15 protein-coding genes and 1 pseudogene are annotated in these 17000 nt (G+C 44.8%); 1 reads left to right on the forward strand and 15 read right to left on the reverse strand.

Going from position 1 to position 17000, the window contains the following annotated elements; translation table 11 throughout:
• Positions 1-24 precede the first annotated feature (24 nt).
• The 14 genes and pseudogenes from HMPREF9243_RS07310 to gmk all read right to left on the reverse strand — a co-directional run bounded on the left by HMPREF9243_RS07310 (position 25) and on the right by gmk (position 14475).
• Entirely contained in the window at positions 25-1038 is a 1014-nt protein-coding gene (locus tag HMPREF9243_RS07310; RefSeq protein ID WP_013669183.1) for an MsnO8 family LLM class oxidoreductase, read from the reverse strand.
• 55 nt (positions 1039-1093) lie between these two features.
• The gene (locus tag HMPREF9243_RS07315; protein WP_013669869.1) at positions 1094-2761 is read right to left on the reverse strand and encodes a DAK2 domain-containing protein; all 1668 of its coding nucleotides are present in this window, start codon (positions 2759-2761) and stop codon (positions 1094-1096) included.
• Between the two features lie 21 nt (positions 2762-2782).
• Positions 2783-3145 carry an Asp23/Gls24 family envelope stress response protein gene (locus tag HMPREF9243_RS07320; protein WP_013668911.1) on the reverse strand — a complete coding sequence of 121 codons (363 nt, stop codon included), beginning with the start codon at positions 3143-3145 and terminating at the stop codon, positions 2783-2785.
• Between the two features lie 203 nt (positions 3146-3348).
• Positions 3349-3537, reverse strand: coding sequence for a 50S ribosomal protein L28 (gene rpmB, locus HMPREF9243_RS07325; RefSeq protein WP_041706165.1), 189 nt, complete (start codon positions 3535-3537; stop codon positions 3349-3351).
• A 100-nt stretch (positions 3538-3637) separates the two neighbouring features.
• The gene (locus tag HMPREF9243_RS07330; RefSeq protein ID WP_013668786.1) at positions 3638-4309 is read right to left on the reverse strand and encodes a thiamine diphosphokinase; all 672 of its coding nucleotides are present in this window, start codon (positions 4307-4309) and stop codon (positions 3638-3640) included.
• A gap of 15 nt (positions 4310-4324) precedes the next feature.
• Entirely contained in the window at positions 4325-4972 is a 648-nt protein-coding gene (rpe, locus tag HMPREF9243_RS07335; protein WP_013669714.1) for a ribulose-phosphate 3-epimerase, read from the reverse strand.
• Positions 4969-5901 (reverse strand): ribosome small subunit-dependent GTPase A, encoded by a 933-nt coding sequence (rsgA, locus tag HMPREF9243_RS07340; protein WP_013670068.1) that lies wholly within the window; start codon positions 5899-5901, stop codon positions 4969-4971. The genes rpe and rsgA overlap by 4 nt, the downstream gene beginning before the upstream one ends.
• Positions 5894-7945 (reverse strand): Stk1 family PASTA domain-containing Ser/Thr kinase, encoded by a 2052-nt coding sequence (pknB, locus tag HMPREF9243_RS07345; protein WP_013669164.1) that lies wholly within the window; start codon positions 7943-7945, stop codon positions 5894-5896. Before pknB ends, rsgA begins: the two co-directional genes overlap by 8 nt.
• On the reverse strand, positions 7942-8685 hold the full coding sequence (locus tag HMPREF9243_RS07350; protein WP_013668640.1) for a Stp1/IreP family PP2C-type Ser/Thr phosphatase: 744 nt from the start codon (positions 8683-8685) through the stop codon (positions 7942-7944). Before HMPREF9243_RS07350 ends, pknB begins: the two co-directional genes overlap by 4 nt.
• An 11-nt stretch (positions 8686-8696) precedes the next feature.
• Positions 8697-10109, reverse strand: a complete 1413-nt coding sequence (rsmB, locus tag HMPREF9243_RS07355) for a 16S rRNA (cytosine(967)-C(5))-methyltransferase RsmB (protein WP_013669384.1) — start codon at positions 10107-10109, stop codon at positions 8697-8699.
• Complete coding sequence (gene fmt / locus HMPREF9243_RS07360; RefSeq protein ID WP_013668555.1) at positions 10066-11022, reverse strand: methionyl-tRNA formyltransferase; 957 nt, start codon at positions 11020-11022, stop codon at positions 10066-10068. The genes rsmB and fmt overlap by 44 nt, the downstream gene beginning before the upstream one ends.
• A 43-nt stretch (positions 11023-11065) precedes the next feature.
• On the reverse strand, positions 11066-13498 hold the full coding sequence (priA, locus tag HMPREF9243_RS07365; protein WP_013669468.1) for a primosomal protein N': 2433 nt from the start codon (positions 13496-13498) through the stop codon (positions 11066-11068).
• Positions 13499-13622: 124 nt separating this feature from the next.
• Positions 13623-13847, reverse strand: a complete 225-nt coding sequence (gene rpoZ / locus HMPREF9243_RS07370; protein WP_013669681.1) for a DNA-directed RNA polymerase subunit omega — start codon at positions 13845-13847, stop codon at positions 13623-13625.
• A 2-nt stretch (positions 13848-13849) separates the two neighbouring features.
• Positions 13850-14475, reverse strand: a pseudogene (gmk, locus tag HMPREF9243_RS07375) (guanylate kinase).
• 347 nt (positions 14476-14822) lie between these two features.
• On the opposite strand from gmk, the gene HMPREF9243_RS10020 reads away from it, so the two are divergent.
• Entirely contained in the window at positions 14823-15203 is a 381-nt protein-coding gene (locus HMPREF9243_RS10020) for a hypothetical protein (protein WP_013668976.1), read from the forward strand.
• Positions 15204-15430: 227 nt separating this feature from the next.
• On the opposite strand, the gene cls is transcribed toward HMPREF9243_RS10020, so the two are convergent.
• On the reverse strand, positions 15431-16891 hold the full coding sequence (cls, locus tag HMPREF9243_RS07385; protein ID WP_041706788.1) for a cardiolipin synthase: 1461 nt from the start codon (positions 16889-16891) through the stop codon (positions 15431-15433).
• Positions 16892-17000 lie beyond the last annotated feature (109 nt).

Here is a 17000-nt window from a genome sequence, read left to right on the forward strand (position 1 = left end):
CTTACTCCTTCCCGCTATAGGCTATTAAAGATCGATGTCCGCTAAGATATTAATTAAGTCGCGGCGATAATTGTAACCAGATAATTGGTTAACCACCAGGAATTCATCGCAATCTAATTCTTTCATCAAATGGCTAAATTTAGCCTGAATTTCTTTAGGACTAGCGGTTAATTTAGCCTCTTGGTAATGGTCAATGGTTTCCTTCTCCTCATCGGAAAAAGGATAGAATTCCGCTTCCTCCACACTCAAGAGTTGGTACAAGGCCCGCTTGTTACTCCTAAAGGTCAGTATCCAAGCATCAATAGCCTTCTCTAGACCTTCCAAGACATTCTCATCATAGGCTGAAATGACATAGAGCGACACCATGACATGGGGGGTATTACTAATCCCATTGGGTTTAAAATACTTGCGATAAATACGGATAGCTTCTTTACATTCTTCATAAGAAGGATTGAGGAAGAGACCAAAAAGCATGCCCCAGCCTTGTTCAGCAATATAGCGAACATGGCGGGTGCTAGTCACCATGACATAATAAGGAATCTCATGGTCAAATAAGACTGGCATGGCCCGGGCTTTCCCCTCTTGGTGGACTGACCGTTGATCATGCATATAGTCATAAAGGGCAACTAATTCATCCTTATAGGGTTTGGGATTCTTAAAGTCAAAGCCCCCCATTTCCTTTTGGTCAGCTTGTTCCTTAGGATTGCTATAACCGACCCCCGCTTCAATCCTACGAGGGGCTAAACATTCCAAGACTTTAAAGTTCTCAGCCAGTTGATAGGCACTTAAATTATCCAGCATCACCCCACCCGTACCCAGGCGGATATGCTTGGTAATCTCTGCTGCGTAGCCTAATGTGACTTGGGGGCTTGACCCTAAGAGTGCCGGGGTGCTGTGGTGTTCAGCAAACCAGTAACGAGCCAGTCCCTTTTCATCTGCCAATTGTAATAAATTCATGGCGCTTTTAAAGGATTCGATCGCAGTCATTTCACGATCGCGAGGGATAAAATCCAAAATACCTATTTTCATATGACTCATTCTCTTTCACCCTTCTAAATATAGAAAACAGACTGCAAGACAGCCTGTTTCTTAACTATTCAACAGAAATTAAGTAACTATAGACAGGCTGGTCCCCTTTATAGACTTCAACTTCTAATTGATCATTATCTTCAGTGATAAGGTCGGCTAACTGACTAGCCTCTTCTTCACTGATGTCTTCACCATAGATTAAAGTCACTAATTCACTTTCGTCATCGGTTAAGGCCTGTACTGTTTTACGGGCAGCCTGACTCTTATCCTTATCACAGACTTGAATATCGCCTTCAACGAGGCCCATATAGTCACCCTTGTGGATAGTTAAACCAGAGATGGAGGTATCCCGAATTGCATGGGTCACTTGACCACTCTTGACTTCATGGAAGGCTTCTTTCATGGAGCTCTCATTACTTGCTAAGTCATCATTGAGGTTAAAGCCAAGTAAAGCTGCTAATCCTTGGGTAATCGACTCGGTTTCCAAGACCACGGTAGGTACTTCGCTAACGTCAGCTGCTTGTTTAGCCGCCATAAAGATATTCTTATTGTTAGGTAAGAGGATGATATTTTCAGCATTGACTGCTTCAATAGCCTTGACAAAGTCTTCCGTCGACGGATTCATGGTCTGACCACCGGAAATGATGTAGCTAGCACCTGCCTCTTTAAAGAGTTCGCTCACACCCTCACCGGCACAAACAGCAATAATACTGTAGGCTTGTTTTTCTTTAGGGGCTGCCTTGACCTTATTGGTCAAGATATCCTCATGTTGCTGGCGCATATTGTCCACTTTCACCTTGATTAAGGTCCCAAATTTTTGCCCATAATTGAGGACATCACCAGGACGTTCAGTATGGACATGGACCTTGACCACTTCATCATCATTAACCACTAATAAGGAATCCCCGCGTTCACTCAGGTAATTCCGGAAAGTCTCGTAGTCAAAGTCTTCATAGTCTTCTGAGCCTTGCCCTAAGGCCACCATAATTTCGGTACAGAAGCCGAATTTGATATCTTCTGAAGACACGGAATGGGAAGTATTATAGTAATTTTCTTCATGGGCCAATTCCGTGAGGTCAGTATTTTCCACATTGGTATGGAAACTAGCCACCGCTTCGCCTGTCAAGGCCTCTAAAAAGCCAGCATAGATCAAGCACAGTCCTTGCCCGCCAGAATCAACGACGCCAACCTCTTTTAATACAGGCAACAAGTTAGGCGTATTCTCTAAAGCCAAGTTAGCGCCTTCAGAAACAGCGCGCATGACTTCAATGACGTCATCACTCTTTTCAGCTTGGACCAAACCTGCTTCTGCTCCCTCACGAACCACGGTCAAGATCGTCCCTTCCACTGGCTTCATGACTGCCTTATAGGCTGACTTAACCGCCTGGTCAAAGCTATTGGCTAGGGCCTTGGCATCTAACTTTTCGAGACCCTTACAGCCCTTAGCAAAACCTCTAAAGATTTGGGATAGGATTACGCCGGAATTTCCCCGTGCACCCATTAGTAAACCCTTAGCTAGGGCATCAGCGACTTCTTCGACACTGTGCCCGTCGTTCTTCTCGACTCCGTCTAATCCCGCTGAAAAGGATAGGTTCATATTGGTTCCTGTATCCCCATCAGGTACCGGAAAGACATTTAAGGAATCGACATAATCTGCCCCTTGCTTTAACTTGTCGCAACCTACGGCAACCATGTTTCTTAATTCTGATGCATCAATGACTAACTGACTCATGCAGCGTCTTCCTCCCTTCGCTTATTGGTCCTCTGTATATATGCCTTGGACAAAGACGTTCACTACATTAGCAGTGATGCCTAGTTGCCGTCCTAAATCATATTTTACAGAGCGTTGCACGTTACGACAAATTTCTGAGATCTTGGTGCCATAGTTTACCATAATATAAACATCGACGATCACCAGATCAGCCTCGCTACGAACAACGACTCCCTTGGTATAATTTTCAATTTTTAAGATTTCAGAAATGCCATCACGGATTTGGTTCTTGCTGGCCATGCCAACCACACCATAATTTTGTGTGGTAGCCATTCCCACAACCTTAGCAATCACGTCATTAGTAATTTCAATTTCGCCATATTCAGAATCCATTTTTACAGGCATTGTTTTTCCTCCTTGTTAATAAGAGTCATTTTTTGATGAATACGCTTGAAGATTCTTATATCATAATCCTTTTCCCATTGTACCAATTTTTGCCGGATATTGCACTCTCTGGCCTAAATTAAAGGATAATAATAAAAAACACATTAGCGGTAGAATGATTAACACTCTATGGCTAATGTGATTTTCTATCGTTAGTTTGTTGACTAAACACGTTGAACTTTTCCTGATTTAAGGGCACGAGCTGAAACCCAAACACGTTTAGGTTTTCCATCAACTAACACACGAACTTTTTGCAAGTTTGGTTTAAAGGTACGTTTTGAGCTGTTTAAAGCGTGTGAACGGTTGTTTCCAGATTTTGCTTTACGACCTGTGAAATAACATTGTTTTGCCATGTTGAATAACTCCCTTCTTACAGTTTTTTGAACATACTAGAATATTTTATCATAGGGGTTACTGGGTTGCAAGTTCTTTTAGAAAATACTTAGCAAATAACTAGTGAGCATCCCTGGTTTGTAAGACCATCAAGAGCCCAGAAGTAAAGCTTAAGGACATGGGGCGTCCATCAGGGAGAAACTCGTTAGAAATAAAGGACCGCGGGTTATCAGAAGCAAAGTCCTCTAAGCGGTATTTGACGTCTTTTAAGGTCAACCCGCTGACGGGCCCCATAGAAATCAAGGAAAGATAGGTCATGCCTTCATAGGGATAAATGATATGGTCACCAGGCTCCAAAAAGCGAACCGTGTTGGTATCGGAAACAAATTCTAATCGAGAGATGACCGGTTGAAAACGGTCTTGGTAAGCCATCCATAGGTTATTAAGGGTGTGGTCGAGACGCCCCCCCAGCATGCCATAAAAAATGATATGTTCAGCCTGGGGCCAATTTTTTATCATTTCCACCAGTGCAGCCTCGGTATCAGTATCATTCTTCTCACTGGGTAAGACAATCGATTCCTGGGCCGCTTCTTGGATCGCTTGTCTTTCCTCCGCCGTCACCGAATCAAAGTCCCCCACAGCTAGGTTGAGGGGTAAGCCGGCCCGGAGCAACTCTCTCGCCCCACGATCAATGCCTACCCAGGCCACTTGGGGGTCGTTTTTGTAGCTAGCAATAATGGGATTGTCCAAATGAGCAATTGAACTTCCCACAGCAATAATACGTTGAATCATTTTCCTCACTCACTTTTAGCAGCAAGCATCGCGCAAGGAAGCGATGGCTTGGTTAGAATCCCCTTTGTAGACATAAGAGCCGGATACAAAGACATCCACCCCTTGGTCGTAGCACTGACGAATGGTGGTGTTATCGATCCCACCATCGACTTGGATTTGATAATGGTAGCCTTTTTCCTGACGAATTTGGTCCAGTTCAGTCATTTTTTCTACCATATCTGGAATGAAGGCTTGGCCACCAAAGCCTGGGTTAACCGTCATGACTAAGACCATATCAACCATATTCAAAATCGGTGTGATGGCTGCTACTGGAGTCGCTGGGTTAAGGGCCACCGCTGCCTTCATGCCTTGGGATTGAATATTTTGAATGGTCCGGTGTAAGTGGGTGACCGCTTCAAAATGCACCGTCATGCTATCAGCTCCCGCTTGGGCTAGGGATTCGATATAGTCATCCGGATTATCTACCATCATATGGCAATCAATGAAGAGTTTGGTGTGGGGACGTAGGGCTTCCACCATGGGTGCACCAAATGTGAGGTTGGGGACAAAGTGGCCATCCATAATATCCACATGAACCCAGTCTGCTCCAGCCTCTTCAATCCGGACAACTTCTTCACGCATACGACCGGTATCAGCATTTAAAATACTTGGGGCAATTTTCATTTTTTCTTCCTCCTATTTTTCTGTTGGTAATCGGGTTTTTTATTGATAATTTCCTGCAAAAATTCTACATAATGATCATAACGACTCTGACTAATCTCGCCCGCCGCTAGGGCCGCTTTAATGGCGCATTGGGGCTCGTGGGTGTGGGAGCATTCCCGGAACTTACAGAAATCACTCCGCTCTCTCATTTCAGGGAAGTAGTCTCCCAGGTCTTCCTTTTCAATGCTATCTAAGCTTAAACTGGAAAAGCCAGGCGTGTCGACTAGCTTACCCCCATAAACATCATGTAATTCAACATGGCGGGTGGTATGCTTGCCCCGACCCATGCCCTTAGAAATAGCAGCAGTTTCCTTATGGAGATCAGGCAGGAGATGGTTTAACAAGGTGGTCTTACCAACCCCTGACTGTCCCATAGCGGCAATGGTTTTCCCATGAAAAAGTTCAGTCAGCAAATCATCGTTGGCTTGAGCCAGAGCCAAATTCGTTAAGACCTGGTAGCCCAGGGACTGGTAATTAGCTAAGAGCGGCCTTAATTCTTCACGTTCTGCTTCATCGAGTAAGTCTAACTTGGAAAAGTAAAGCGCTGGCTGGATCCGTTGACTTTCACTATAGACCAGCATACGGTCAATCAACTTGCTAGGAATGTGAGGTTGGGTCACGGAAGCGACGACAAAGGCTAAGTCAATATTGGCCACAGGCGGCCGGTCAAGCTCATTTTTGCGTTCTTTCACGGCAGTTAAGACTCCTTCATGGGGATTATCTGCTTGAAAGCTGACATAGTCACCTACTAAGGGAGTCAACTGTTCCTTACGAAAGAGACCACGCGCCCGGGTTTGGTAAATCTCCCGACTATCTTGGTCCTCAATATAGTAAAAGCCACTCAAGACCTTAACGATCTGGCCCTGTTTTTCGGTTTGTCTATTAGTCATCGCCTGGTTTCACTCGATTCTCTAAAATCGTCTTGCCGTCACGAACCACCTTGAAACGAGCGGTTTTATTAGGCTCAGTTTCAAAACTCAAAGTATAAGACTTATCGTCAGTGATGGTAAAGTGATCAGCCACTTCATTGTAAGAATGGTTTAAATCATCAATGTAAATCTCAATGTCATTAGCTGCCTGCCGTTGAGAAGTAGACTCGCTATCCGAATCTCCACGAGATCTTTTGCCCTTGTAAGGAATAGTGATGGTGTGACGGAAGCTGTGTGTGGGCTCCTCCTCAGGCCCTAAAGAAAGGGTCACAGTCAAATTCGCCCCGCGGTTGAAGTTGGCTCCAGGCGCGATACTTTGGGAGACCACTAAGCCCTTAGCCACAGAATCTGAATTAGCTTCATTAAAACTGACATTCAAGCCTACACTTTGGGCATATTGTTGGACACCCGCTTGATTTAAGCCTTGCAGGTTGGCCATCGTTAAGGGTTCCTTACCCAGACTCACGACCAAGTGCAGGTTGGTTTCACTAGCCACCACACTAGAGCCTGGAGCTGGGTTTTGGGAAATCACTTTCCCCTTTTCAACCTCTTCACTATAGACTTCTTCACTACTTACAGAAAAACCTTTCTTCTCAGCATCTTTTTTAGCCTGTTCTAGGGTCTGTCCTTGGTAGTTAGGGATTTCAATGGGTTCCTTACCCTGGCTAATATAGAGATCAATGGGCTGGTCTGCCTTGACCTTTCGCCCACTACTCGGATCGGTCCGGATCACTCGCCCGCTTTCCACCTGGTCGCTATATTCTTGATGACTCTCACCCAGGCTAAAGCCATTATTAACCAGGCTATTACGGGCCTGGTCCTCGGTCATATTGGTTAAATCAGGGACCGGTTGACTTTGACCCTGGCCAAAGACAAAGACGCCGAAAAGCAATAAGATAGCTAAGAGCCCCCCAATGAACCAAGGCCATCTCCGCTTGGACCGACTGGATGCTTTTGGCGGAGCTGCTTTTACTTTTGCCTCACTTTGGGCCTCTGCCTTTTGACTCGCTAAGCCGGCACCGATCGGCATGGCCTTGGTCGCTTGAGCCGTTTCCTTGGGCTCTGGCTTGGCTTGGGGAGTGACCTTAGTTTCGTCAGTGATTTGTTTTTCGATCGCGTCCTTAGCCATAACAATGGTTTCATTCTTCATCAATGAAGGTGTAAATGGTGCTTCATTGGCCCGGCTAGGATCTAGACAGGTCGCTAAATCTTGCCGCATCTGTTCGCAAGTCTGATAGCGTTCATTAGCTTCCTTGGCCGTTGCCTTCATAATAACATTTTGCATGGCTTGGGGGATATCGGAACGGAATTGATTAATATCCGGTAGGGATTCCTGGAAGTGCTGAATGGCTATGCTAACGGCAGATTCCCCGTCGAAGGGGACCTGGCCAGTGAGCATTTCAAAGGAAACAATCCCCAAACTATAAATGTCGGATTGGTAACTAGCCATCGACCCCCGGGCTTGTTCGGGGGAGAGGTAATGGACCGAACCAATAATGGTATTGGTCTGGGTAATTGAAGTCTCGGTAGAGACCAAGGCAATCCCAAAGTCCATGATTTTTACCTGGCCATCCGGTTTAATCATGATATTTTGCGGTTTTAAGTCCCGGTGGATAATCCCCTTGCGATGGGCGCATTCAACCCCAGCCAGGATTTGCATCATGATTCCTTGATAAGTTTCTTTACTGATGGGATGGTTTTTGCGAATAAATTGTTTAAGGTCAATTCCCTCAATGTATTCCATCACGATATAGTGGCCATCATCATCGTCACCGACATCGTAAATATTAACAATATTGGGGTGGTTCACTTCTGAAATCGACATGGCTTCCCGCTTGAAGCGTCGGGTCGCGTCATCCATATCCGAAGTCCCAATGCGAAGGAATTTAATGGCAACCTCCCGTTCCAAAATTGGATCGTAGGCTAAATAGACGGTTGCCATTCCTCCCGAGCCAAGGTGGCGGATAATTTCATAACGATTACCAATCACTTGACCTTGTTTCATGACACATCCCCTCCCTCAATCCTGGCCAGGACCACCGAAATATTATCCCGGCCCCCAGCTTGGTTGGCTGCAGCGATTAAGGCCTGAGCCGCCTGATTAACATCTTCATCGCTAGCGATAATCTGACCGATATCGTCATCAGTCAGCATATCGGTTAAACCATCTGAACAGAGTAAGAGCATGGTCTGAGCCTCTAAGGCAAACACCGAAATATCCACCTTAATATCTTCGCTTACCCCCACGGTCTGAGTTACAATATTCTTTTGCGGATGGTTTTGGGCTTCAGATGGGGTAATCATGTTCATATCCAGGAGTTCTTGGACAAAGGAATGGTCGCGGGTCAAAGGCTTCAAGGCCTCCCCATCGTAGCAATAGGCCCGACTATCACCGACATGGGCGACAATCCCCTGCCCTTCAATAATCGCAATTCCCACAATAGTGGTCCCCATGCCTGACAAATCATTATATTTTTTTGAAGCTTGTAAAACCCGGTCATTAGCAGAAACAATATTATCTTCCAACCAAGTTTGAACCGCTTCAGTATCGGTCTTAGGAGACTCCTCCCAGGCATGGCCCACTGCATAGAGGGCCATTTCACTGGCCACGTCACCAGCATTATGGCCGCCCATGCCATCACAGAGCAGGAGTAGGGCCTGCTCGGCTTGATTATAAAAAACCCCTACTTGGTCTTGATTTGAGCTTCGAATTTGACCAGTATCGGTCAACTGACTAACTTCCATAGTAATTGCTCCTAACTTTGTTTTTCTAATAAGGCGACAAAAAAACCATCGCTATTAAAATGATGTGGTAAGATTTCTAGGCAAGCGTCATTGATCAAAGATGGCTGTATAACTTCCTGCCACTCAGGGCCAATGGCTTTGAGAGCGAAATCTGGGTGGGTCGCTAAAAATTTTTCGACCACTTGCCAGTTCTCTTCTGCTGTTATTGTACAGGTACTATAGACTAAGCGGCCAGCCTTTTTTAGTAGGGGACTGACATTATTTAAGATTTCTAATTGAATTTTTTGCAAATTCTTTAGATCTTGAAAATCCTTGTTTAACTTGGTATCCGGTTTGCGCCGGAAGAGCCCCACACCTGAACAGGGAGCGTCAACTAAAATTCCGTCAAAACTTTCCGCTGGAAATTTTTCCCCAAGTTGGCTGGCATCCCCTTGTTGGATACTTACCTGACTATCGACATGCATGCGTTTAACATTATCAGCAATTAAGGGTAATTTATTCTCAGCAATATCAAAAGCTAAGACCTGGCCCGTTTTACCTACATATTCAGCTAATTGGACCGTCTTGCCCCCAGGTGCCGCACAGGCATCTAGGACCCGGTCGCCAGCTTTGGGATTCAAGATATCGACGGCCAGGCTGGCAGCCTCATCTTGAATGGTAATAACTCCCTTCTCAAAGAGTTCAGATTGCGCTGGATTACCGGTTTTAACTTTTAGCTGGTGAGGAGCTATCTGACTGCTTTGGTTAGGAAAACCTTGATCGGCTAAACTCTGACTAATTTTATCCTGGTCCTGCCAATAGTCGCGACTAATTCGCACATTAACCTGGGCTGGTTCTACCATGGCTTGGGCAATTTGCTGGGTAGTTTCAAAGCCAAAGCGTTGAGTAAAATATTTCACCCAATCTAAGGGCAAGCTAGTCTCTAAGGAAAGAACATAGGCCTGGTCGCCTGCCTGCTGGCTAATAAAGTCCTCGATGGTCGGATAGGTCCGGAAGAGGTTACGCAGGGTCCCATTGGTAAAACGTCCCATGGTCTGGTTACCGCGCTTCTTAGCGATACGCACGGCCTCGTCAACAATGGCGTGGTCAGGAACGGCATCGAGATAATAATGCTGGTAGGCTGATAATTCGAGTAGGGCTAGCAGCCACTTCTTGGTCCGCTTATAGAGTTTCAATACCTGTTTTAAGAGTTCTTGGAGGGTCCAATGGAATTGCAGACTTCCGTAAACTAGGCGGGTATAGAGATCTCGGTCCGAGTCTTCTACCCGACTGTAGCTGAGCACCTGGTTGACTTCTTGGTTAACAAAGGCCTCGCCCTTATAGACTAGGTTTAGGGTTTCCATAGCCTGGTAGCGGGCGCTAGCTTTTAGGCCTGAAGGCTTATTGGAATGTGTCGCCGACTTCAATTTGACCCGCTCCCCCATTAATAAAACTCCTAATATCCATGGCCTTCTTCCCTGCTGGTTGGATTTCAGTAATAGCTAAGACCGTTCCACTTCCGCAAGCCACTAGGAAACGGGCTGGTTTCTTGTCAATAGCGATCACCGTTCCTGGGGCTTGATCAGTTTCATCGTCTTCAAGCACTTCACTTGCCCAGATCTTCCAGCGCTTGTCATCAAAGAAAGTGTGGGCCACTGGCCAGCTATTAAAGGCCCGAACTTGGTTATGGATTTCTTGGGCAGTATTGTCCCAGTTGACCCGCTCCTCTTCCCGGGTGATATTAGGTGAAAAAGTTGCTTCCTCTTCATTTTGAGGAGTCTCAGTCACTGTTCCATCAAAGAGAGCGGGTAAGGTTTCTAGCAATACTTGACTGCCCAGTTCACTCAAGCGGTCAAACATTTCAGCGACAGTAACTTGGTCATCAATAGGGATAGCGGCTTGCTTTAGGATTGCTCCAGCGTCCATTTTCTTAACCATACGAATAATACTTATCCCGGTCTCTTTTTCTCCCTTCCAGATGGCGTAGTGGACAGGTGCCCCGCCCCGATACTTGGGAAGGAGGCTGGCGTGGACATTAATGGCCCCGTATTTGGGGTAATTCAATAAACGCTCAGGTAAAAATTGCCCGTAAGCAGCCGTCACGATTAAATCAATATCCCCCTGGCTGAGCAGCTGGTCGATGTCTTGGTCTTGGCTGATTTTTTCAGGTTGGTAGACGGGAATATCAGCCGCTTGGGCCGCTTCTTTAACCGCTGAGGCTTGGAGGCGGTGTTTCCGCCCCACGGGTCGGTCAGGCTGGGTAACCACAGCACTAACTTCATAATCAGGGTGGTCAATTAAGGCCTGTAGACTCCTGACCGAAAATTCTGGTGTCCCCATAAATACAATTTTTTTCATAATAAATAACTTCCTCCTCAGTGCAATCCATGTCCCCGGTTTCCTATAAGAAAGATAAAGGCTCTACATCAATTGAGACATAGAGTTTCTTTTTACTCCAGTCTTGAGCCAAGTCACGGAGTTCTTGGAATAGGGGCTGAATGTGTGCTTGATTGCGGTACTGGTACAAAATTTGATAATAATAACGGTTTTTAATCCGAGAAATGGCATTTTGACTCGGACCAATGACATAGTCCTTACTGCCCTGGCTGCGTTCACGCAGTAAAGTAGCCAAGGTTAAGGCCGCTTTAAGGGCATCTTTTTCATTAAAGTGTGAGATAGATAATCTGATGGTATAGAAATAAGGGGAATAATGGTTGAGTTTACGGTAGGTCATTTCCTTTTGGTAGAAGCGGTCATAGTCGTGGTGTTTAGCAAGTTGGAGGGCATAGTGGTCTGGATTAAAGGTTTGAATCATGACCTGGCCTTCCAAGTCACCCCGGCCGGCCCGACCACTCACCTGGGTTAAGAGCTGAAAGGTTCGCTCTGAAGCCCGGAAATCAGGCAGGTAGAGGGAAGTATCCGCATTGATCACTCCCACTAGGGTAATATTAGGAAAATCCAATCCCTTAGCTATCATTTGCGTTCCCAATAAGATATCCGCTTCGCCACTAGCTACTTTGGCTAACAAACGCTCATGGGCGCCCTTTTTACGGGTGGTATCATTGTCCATTCTGACTAAGTTCTTACCAGGAAAGAGTTGGTAGATCTCTTCTTCGACCTTTTCCGTTCCACTACCAAAGGGACGTAAGTGTTGGCCTTGGCAGAGGGAGCAGACTTGGGGGTAGGGCCGGCTATAGCCACAATAATGGCACTGCAAACTGCGATCACTATAATGATAGGTTAGGGAAACATCACAATTTTGACATTGAAAAACATACCCACAATCCCGACACATGACATAATTAGCATAGCCCCGTCGGTTAAGCATGAGGGCCACTTGTTGGCCCTGGCTTAAGGTTTGATCGATGGCTTCTTTGAGTGAGCGGGAGAATTGATAGTAATTTTTATGCTTAAACTCTTCCCGCATATCGATCAAGTCAACTGCTGGTAAAGACTTACCGTTAATCCGTCCAGGGAGACTAAGCAAGTGGTAGACCCCATTTTGGGCCCGAGCCCGGCTTTCTAAGGCGGGTGTTGCTGACCCTAAGAGTAAGGGACAGGAATGGTAAGACGCGCGCCACTTAGCCACATCCCGGGCATGGTAGCGCGGGGCTTCCTCTTGTTTATAAGTGGTCTCATGTTCCTCATCAATAATGATGATGCCAATATTATTAATCGGGGCAAAAATCGATGACCTCGCTCCGACAACCACTCGAGCATCCCCCCGACGCATCTTCCGCCATTCATCAAAATGCTCGCCAACGCTTAATTGACTGTGAAGGACAGCGACCAAGTCTCCAAAGCGCCCCTTAAGTTGGGCCACCATTTGTGGGGTCAAGGCAATTTCTGGTACCAATAGAATGGCATTTTGCCCTTGGTCAAGGGCTTGGCGGATTAATTGCAGGTAAACTTCCGTCTTCCCACTACCCGTCACCCCTTGCAAGAGATAGGTGTCATTAACTTGGTCACTAATCGCCTGTTTGACTTCTTGGTAAACCCGATTCTGATCGTCAGTTAAGGGTTTATCTTGGGTTCTTTCTTGATAGCGGTCAGCATAAGGATCACGGTCAACTTCAACCTCAAACAACTTTAACCAACCGAAGTCTTGGCCACGGCGGATGGTCTGTAGGGAGAGGTCATAATTCTCCCGCAGCCATTTGACGCTCACCCGCCGGCCTTCAAGTTCCATAAGCACTTCACAGAGTAAGATCTGCTTTTTAGCGGTTTTTCTAAGTTGGTCGCGCTCCTGTTCTAATTGGTCTGCATCCAGGAGCGGTTGGATCCATTTTTCAGTTTTATAATGTTTGCGGTCGGCAACGCGGTAGTCAACGCTGACCTCGCCTGCCTCTTTTAAAGCTAGCAAGTCTTTTAACTGGTCGGCTTCCTCAGCCGTCTCCCAGGACACTTCTTCCTGGTCTTTAAAGTAGCTTTGCCGGTGTTGGTAAGTCAATGTCTCACTAGGAACGAAATACTTATGGTAGTCCACCTTTAACAAGCGGGGCAGCATGGTTTGGTAACAAGTTACCACATAAGAAAACAAATGCTCGGCCATATCTCGGCCCAGGCTCAACATTTCCGGAGTTAAAACCGCTTGGTCATCAAGCAGGCTAGTGATCTCCTTAAGTTCACCTTCAAATTCACTGGTCACGGTTAATTCCACCACATAGGCCAGTACCTGGCGAACACCAAAAGGAACTTGGACGCGCATCCCCACCTGAATCAAGTCTTGATAGCGGTCGGGAATATAATAATCATAGGGATGATCAGTCTGCATGGTGGGAACATCAACAATGACCCGGGCAAAACGGGGGGCTCTTGCCTTTTCTGTGACCATATCCATTCTCCTTTCCGCTATTTCTCTATCTATTGTACTAAAACTTAAATCAGCTTCCAACTATCTCTAGTTTTCTTAAGCACGAAAAAAAGACCGGCTAACCGATCTTTGTTCGTGGTTATTATTAGTTAAGGCTTTCGTCCTTAGCTAAAGAATCTGGATCAATACCTAAATCACCAGAATTAATCTCTTCTAAGGCTTGGCCAACATACTTAGGAGAATGATAGTCTGTTAACATCGGATTTTGGTTTTCTTGAAGTTCGTGGGCCCGTTTAGCGGCAATGGTACACAGAGAATATTTAGAATTTACTTGCTTTAACAAAGAATCAATCGATGGATAAATAATCATAATTAATCTCCCTCTCCTAGATAATTCTCAACAATATCGTCAATAAAACGGTCAACTTTCAAATGTTCTGCCTTAATGATGGTTTGGATCCGTTTTACCGCTAGATCCACATCATCATTTTCCACCACATAGTCATATTGGGTCATTAATTGCAACTCGGTACGAGCCTTGTCCATCCGTTCCGCAATCACTTCTGGACTGTCCGTTCCCCGGTTAACAATGCGTGATTCCAATTCTCTTAAGTTTGGTGGTGCCAGAAAAATGAAAACCCCATCAGGCATCCGCCGTTTTACCTGCAAGGCACCCTGCACTTCAATTTCTAAGAAGACATCCTTTCCTGCATTTATCATTTTATCAATGTAATCCAGGGGTGTCCCGTAAAAATTTCCTACATATTCCGCATATTCTAACAACTTTTCATCTTCGATCATTTTCTCGAACTCTTCTCGCGATACGAAAAAATAATCCTTTCCGTCTACTTCCCCTTCACGTGGTTGACGTGTAGTTGCTGAAACGGAATAGAAAAATTGATTTTTTCTTGATCAGTCTCAAATAATGCTTTACGGACCGTCCCTTTACCTACCCCAGAGGGTCCTGAAAGCACAACCAATAATCCTTTCGATTTCATAGAACACCTTTCATCCTTTAAAAGTTTATAAAGTGTATCATACCACAAATTAAAAGACTTGTCGTAAATTATTTAAATAAAGTAAATAATTAAAAGTCCTTATTCTTTTCATGACTAAGTGTCGCATGGAATAAATTGGCAGCCACACGATCTTTATTAGAGTTAAGTTCATTTTAGCATAGATTTATCCCTTTGAAGCGATTTTACTTCACTTAAAAGCTTTCTCACCTATAAAAAACATCTGTTCGAATTTCACTTGACACTAGAACGAACGTTCGCTATACTATAAATCAGTTAGAACAAACGTTCTGAAATTGTTTATTTTTATTATTTAAGGAGGGTCTAAGATGCAAAATCCAAGTCAATCGTTCTCATGGAATAGCTTAATTCATAATATTATCCCCTTAAGTTCACAGACAAACGTCGCTAGACCGTTACAGTCCATTAATAAAACCCCCGCTGAAAAGCTTACAGACCTAGCGCCTAGTTCAGAAAATGACGACCTATCCAGTCAGATCAAGGATTACCAAAAACAACAGCTTCCCGTCTACATTACCGTTAGACGCAATATGGGTAATATGTATACCAAGGACACCCTCTTTGGCTATTTTCAAAAATATTCTTCCCATCCCCAAAGTCAAATGGTTATCTTTGAAGATATCGATAGCGAGGTTAACTTTATGATTCCTAAGCAAGAAATCCTTGCCATCTGGGAACCCAATGCCTAGAATGAGCACTTATTTATAACGATTCAATCACTTTACTAAATAAAAACTTCTACCATCACCAAAATAACTTCTCAATCATCGTTTAACTAAGAAAAAGCCAGTTTACTCACTTTCTTGATGTCCTTCCTAAGCGAAGCACTAAGAAATCCCCCAGAGAGTAAACTGGTTTTTATTTATCAATTAATCTTAATGAGCATCCGTTCTGCTTTTGAAATTAAATTATATTTTTATAAAATCGGTGCTAAGAGACGAGAGCCCTTTTGTTTGAACTTCTTCCAACCGGATTGATTGTCGAAGTATTCTTGGGTCAGGACTGTCGAATCCTCTAAGTCACGTTCATATTGGGCAATCAATTCAGCCACAACTGCCTTATCATAGATAAAGGCATTGACTTCAAAATTCAAGCGGAAAGAGCGAATATCGAAGTTGGCTGTCCCCACACTGGCAATCCGGTCATCCACAATCATCATCTTGGAATGCAAGAACCCCTTGTCATAACGATGGACATGAACACCACTGGCTAAGACTTCCTTACTATAGTACTCAGTGGCTCGATAAACAAAGGGGTGGTCCGGCTTACATGGGATCATGATATGGACTTCAATACCAGACAAGGCAGCAAGTTCCAAGGCCTCCAAAATCGGTGAATCCGGAATAAAGTAAGGCGTGTGCAAGTAAATCCGTGACCTGGCCATGGTGATCATCTTCAAATACCCCATCTTAATTTGGTCGGTTTCATCTTCAGGTCCAGATGAAACAATTTGCATAGGCACTTTATCCGCAACCGGAAATAAAGGGAAATAGTCATGGGCCAATTCAGGTTCAGCCAGTAAGAGACTGGTATCCTCCTCCGTTGACGCATACCAGTCAACCACAAAACGACTTTGCAGGGCTTGAACCGCCTCGCCAACTACCCTTAAATGGGTATCGCGCCAGTAACCCAAGGGCCCCTTACCAATATATTCCTTAGCAATATTAAAGCCACCGATATAACCAACCCGGCCGTCAATCACAACAATTTTGCGGTGGTTACGGAAGTTCAAGCGAAAATTTTGAATCCAGGTCGAGTAACCAAAGAAGGCCGAAGCCACTCCCCCTGCTGCTCGCAAGGCTTCTAAATCCTTATCCTTTAACTGACGACTTCCCAAGGCATCATAGAGGAGTCTGACTTCAACCCCCTCTTGGGCTTTTTTAGTGAGGGCATCTAAGACCCGGTTGCCGACCTCATCAGGAGTGAGGATATAGTATTGGATATGGATATGGTGCTTGGCTGCCGCGATATCCCCTAAGAGGGCTTCAATTTTTTCCTTCCCTTCATCAAAGATTTCAACCTCATTATTAGCGGTTAAAATAGAAAAATTAGAGCGGTAAAGCAAGATAATTAATTCTTGCAGTTCAGGATCATAGTCAGAGATGAAACGCTGTTTGCCCGAGTCATCAATGTTTTTATTGACCAGGGTGGTCATCCCCATGGCTTCCTTCTCATTCAATTGGAAGATCTGCTTATCAGAAATTTTCCTTCCCAAGAAAAAGTAAATCACAAAGCCTAGTCCCGGTAATAAGATTAGGACAAGTAACCAAGCCCAAATCGTCGCTACTGGCCGCTCTTGGCGAAAAACCGTGTAAATCGCCGACACCGTATTAATTAAAATAATGGCAATAATTAAAATAGTCATCCAGTTGGTCATAAATCCTAACCTCTCTCTCAAGCTAAATAAGATTATAGCAAATTTCACAATAAATAAAATAAAACTAAAAGGCATACTTCCCCTAATAAGCAAAAGAGCTGGAGCCAGT

The sequence above is a fragment of the Aerococcus sp. Group 1 genome, assembly GCF_000193205.1.
Lineage (GTDB): Bacteria > Bacillota > Bacilli > Lactobacillales > Aerococcaceae > Aerococcus > Aerococcus urinae_A.

Bases quoted from the DNA above. Each gene is read 5' to 3' on its own strand.
- HMPREF9243_RS07310 (WP_013669183.1), bottom strand. From the start codon at position 1,038: ATGAGTCATATGAAAATAGGTATTTTGGATTTTATCCCTCGCGATCGT.
- pknB (WP_013669164.1), bottom strand. From the start codon at position 7,945: ATGAAACAAGGTCAAGTGATTGGTAATCGTTATGAAATTATCCGCCAC.
- cls (WP_041706788.1), bottom strand. From the start codon at position 16,891: ATGACCAACTGGATGACTATTTTAATTATTGCCATTATTTTAATTAAT.
- rpoZ (WP_013669681.1), bottom strand. From the start codon at position 13,847: ATGATTATTTATCCATCGATTGATTCTTTGTTAAAGCAAGTAAATTCT.
- HMPREF9243_RS07315 (WP_013669869.1), bottom strand. From the start codon at position 2,761: ATGAGTCAGTTAGTCATTGATGCATCAGAATTAAGAAACATGGTTGCC.
- rpe (WP_013669714.1), bottom strand. From the start codon at position 4,972: ATGAAAATTGCCCCAAGTATTTTAAATGCTGATACCGGTCGTATGCGT.
- priA (WP_013669468.1), bottom strand. From the start codon at position 13,498: ATGGTCACAGAAAAGGCAAGAGCCCCCCGTTTTGCCCGGGTCATTGTT.
- rsgA (WP_013670068.1), bottom strand. From the start codon at position 5,901: ATGACTAATAGACAAACCGAAAAACAGGGCCAGATCGTTAAGGTCTTG.
- rsmB (WP_013669384.1), bottom strand. From the start codon at position 10,109: ATGGGGGAGCGGGTCAAATTGAAGTCGGCGACACATTCCAATAAGCCT.
- fmt (WP_013668555.1), bottom strand. From the start codon at position 11,022: ATGAAAAAAATTGTATTTATGGGGACACCAGAATTTTCGGTCAGGAGT.
- HMPREF9243_RS07330 (WP_013668786.1), bottom strand. From the start codon at position 4,309: ATGATTCAACGTATTATTGCTGTGGGAAGTTCAATTGCTCATTTGGAC.
- HMPREF9243_RS10020 (WP_013668976.1), top strand. From the start codon at position 14,823: ATGCAAAATCCAAGTCAATCGTTCTCATGGAATAGCTTAATTCATAAT.
- HMPREF9243_RS07320 (WP_013668911.1), bottom strand. From the start codon at position 3,145: ATGCCTGTAAAAATGGATTCTGAATATGGCGAAATTGAAATTACTAAT.
- HMPREF9243_RS07350 (WP_013668640.1), bottom strand. From the start codon at position 8,685: ATGGAAGTTAGTCAGTTGACCGATACTGGTCAAATTCGAAGCTCAAAT.
- rpmB (WP_041706165.1), bottom strand. From the start codon at position 3,537: ATGGCAAAACAATGTTATTTCACAGGTCGTAAAGCAAAATCTGGAAAC.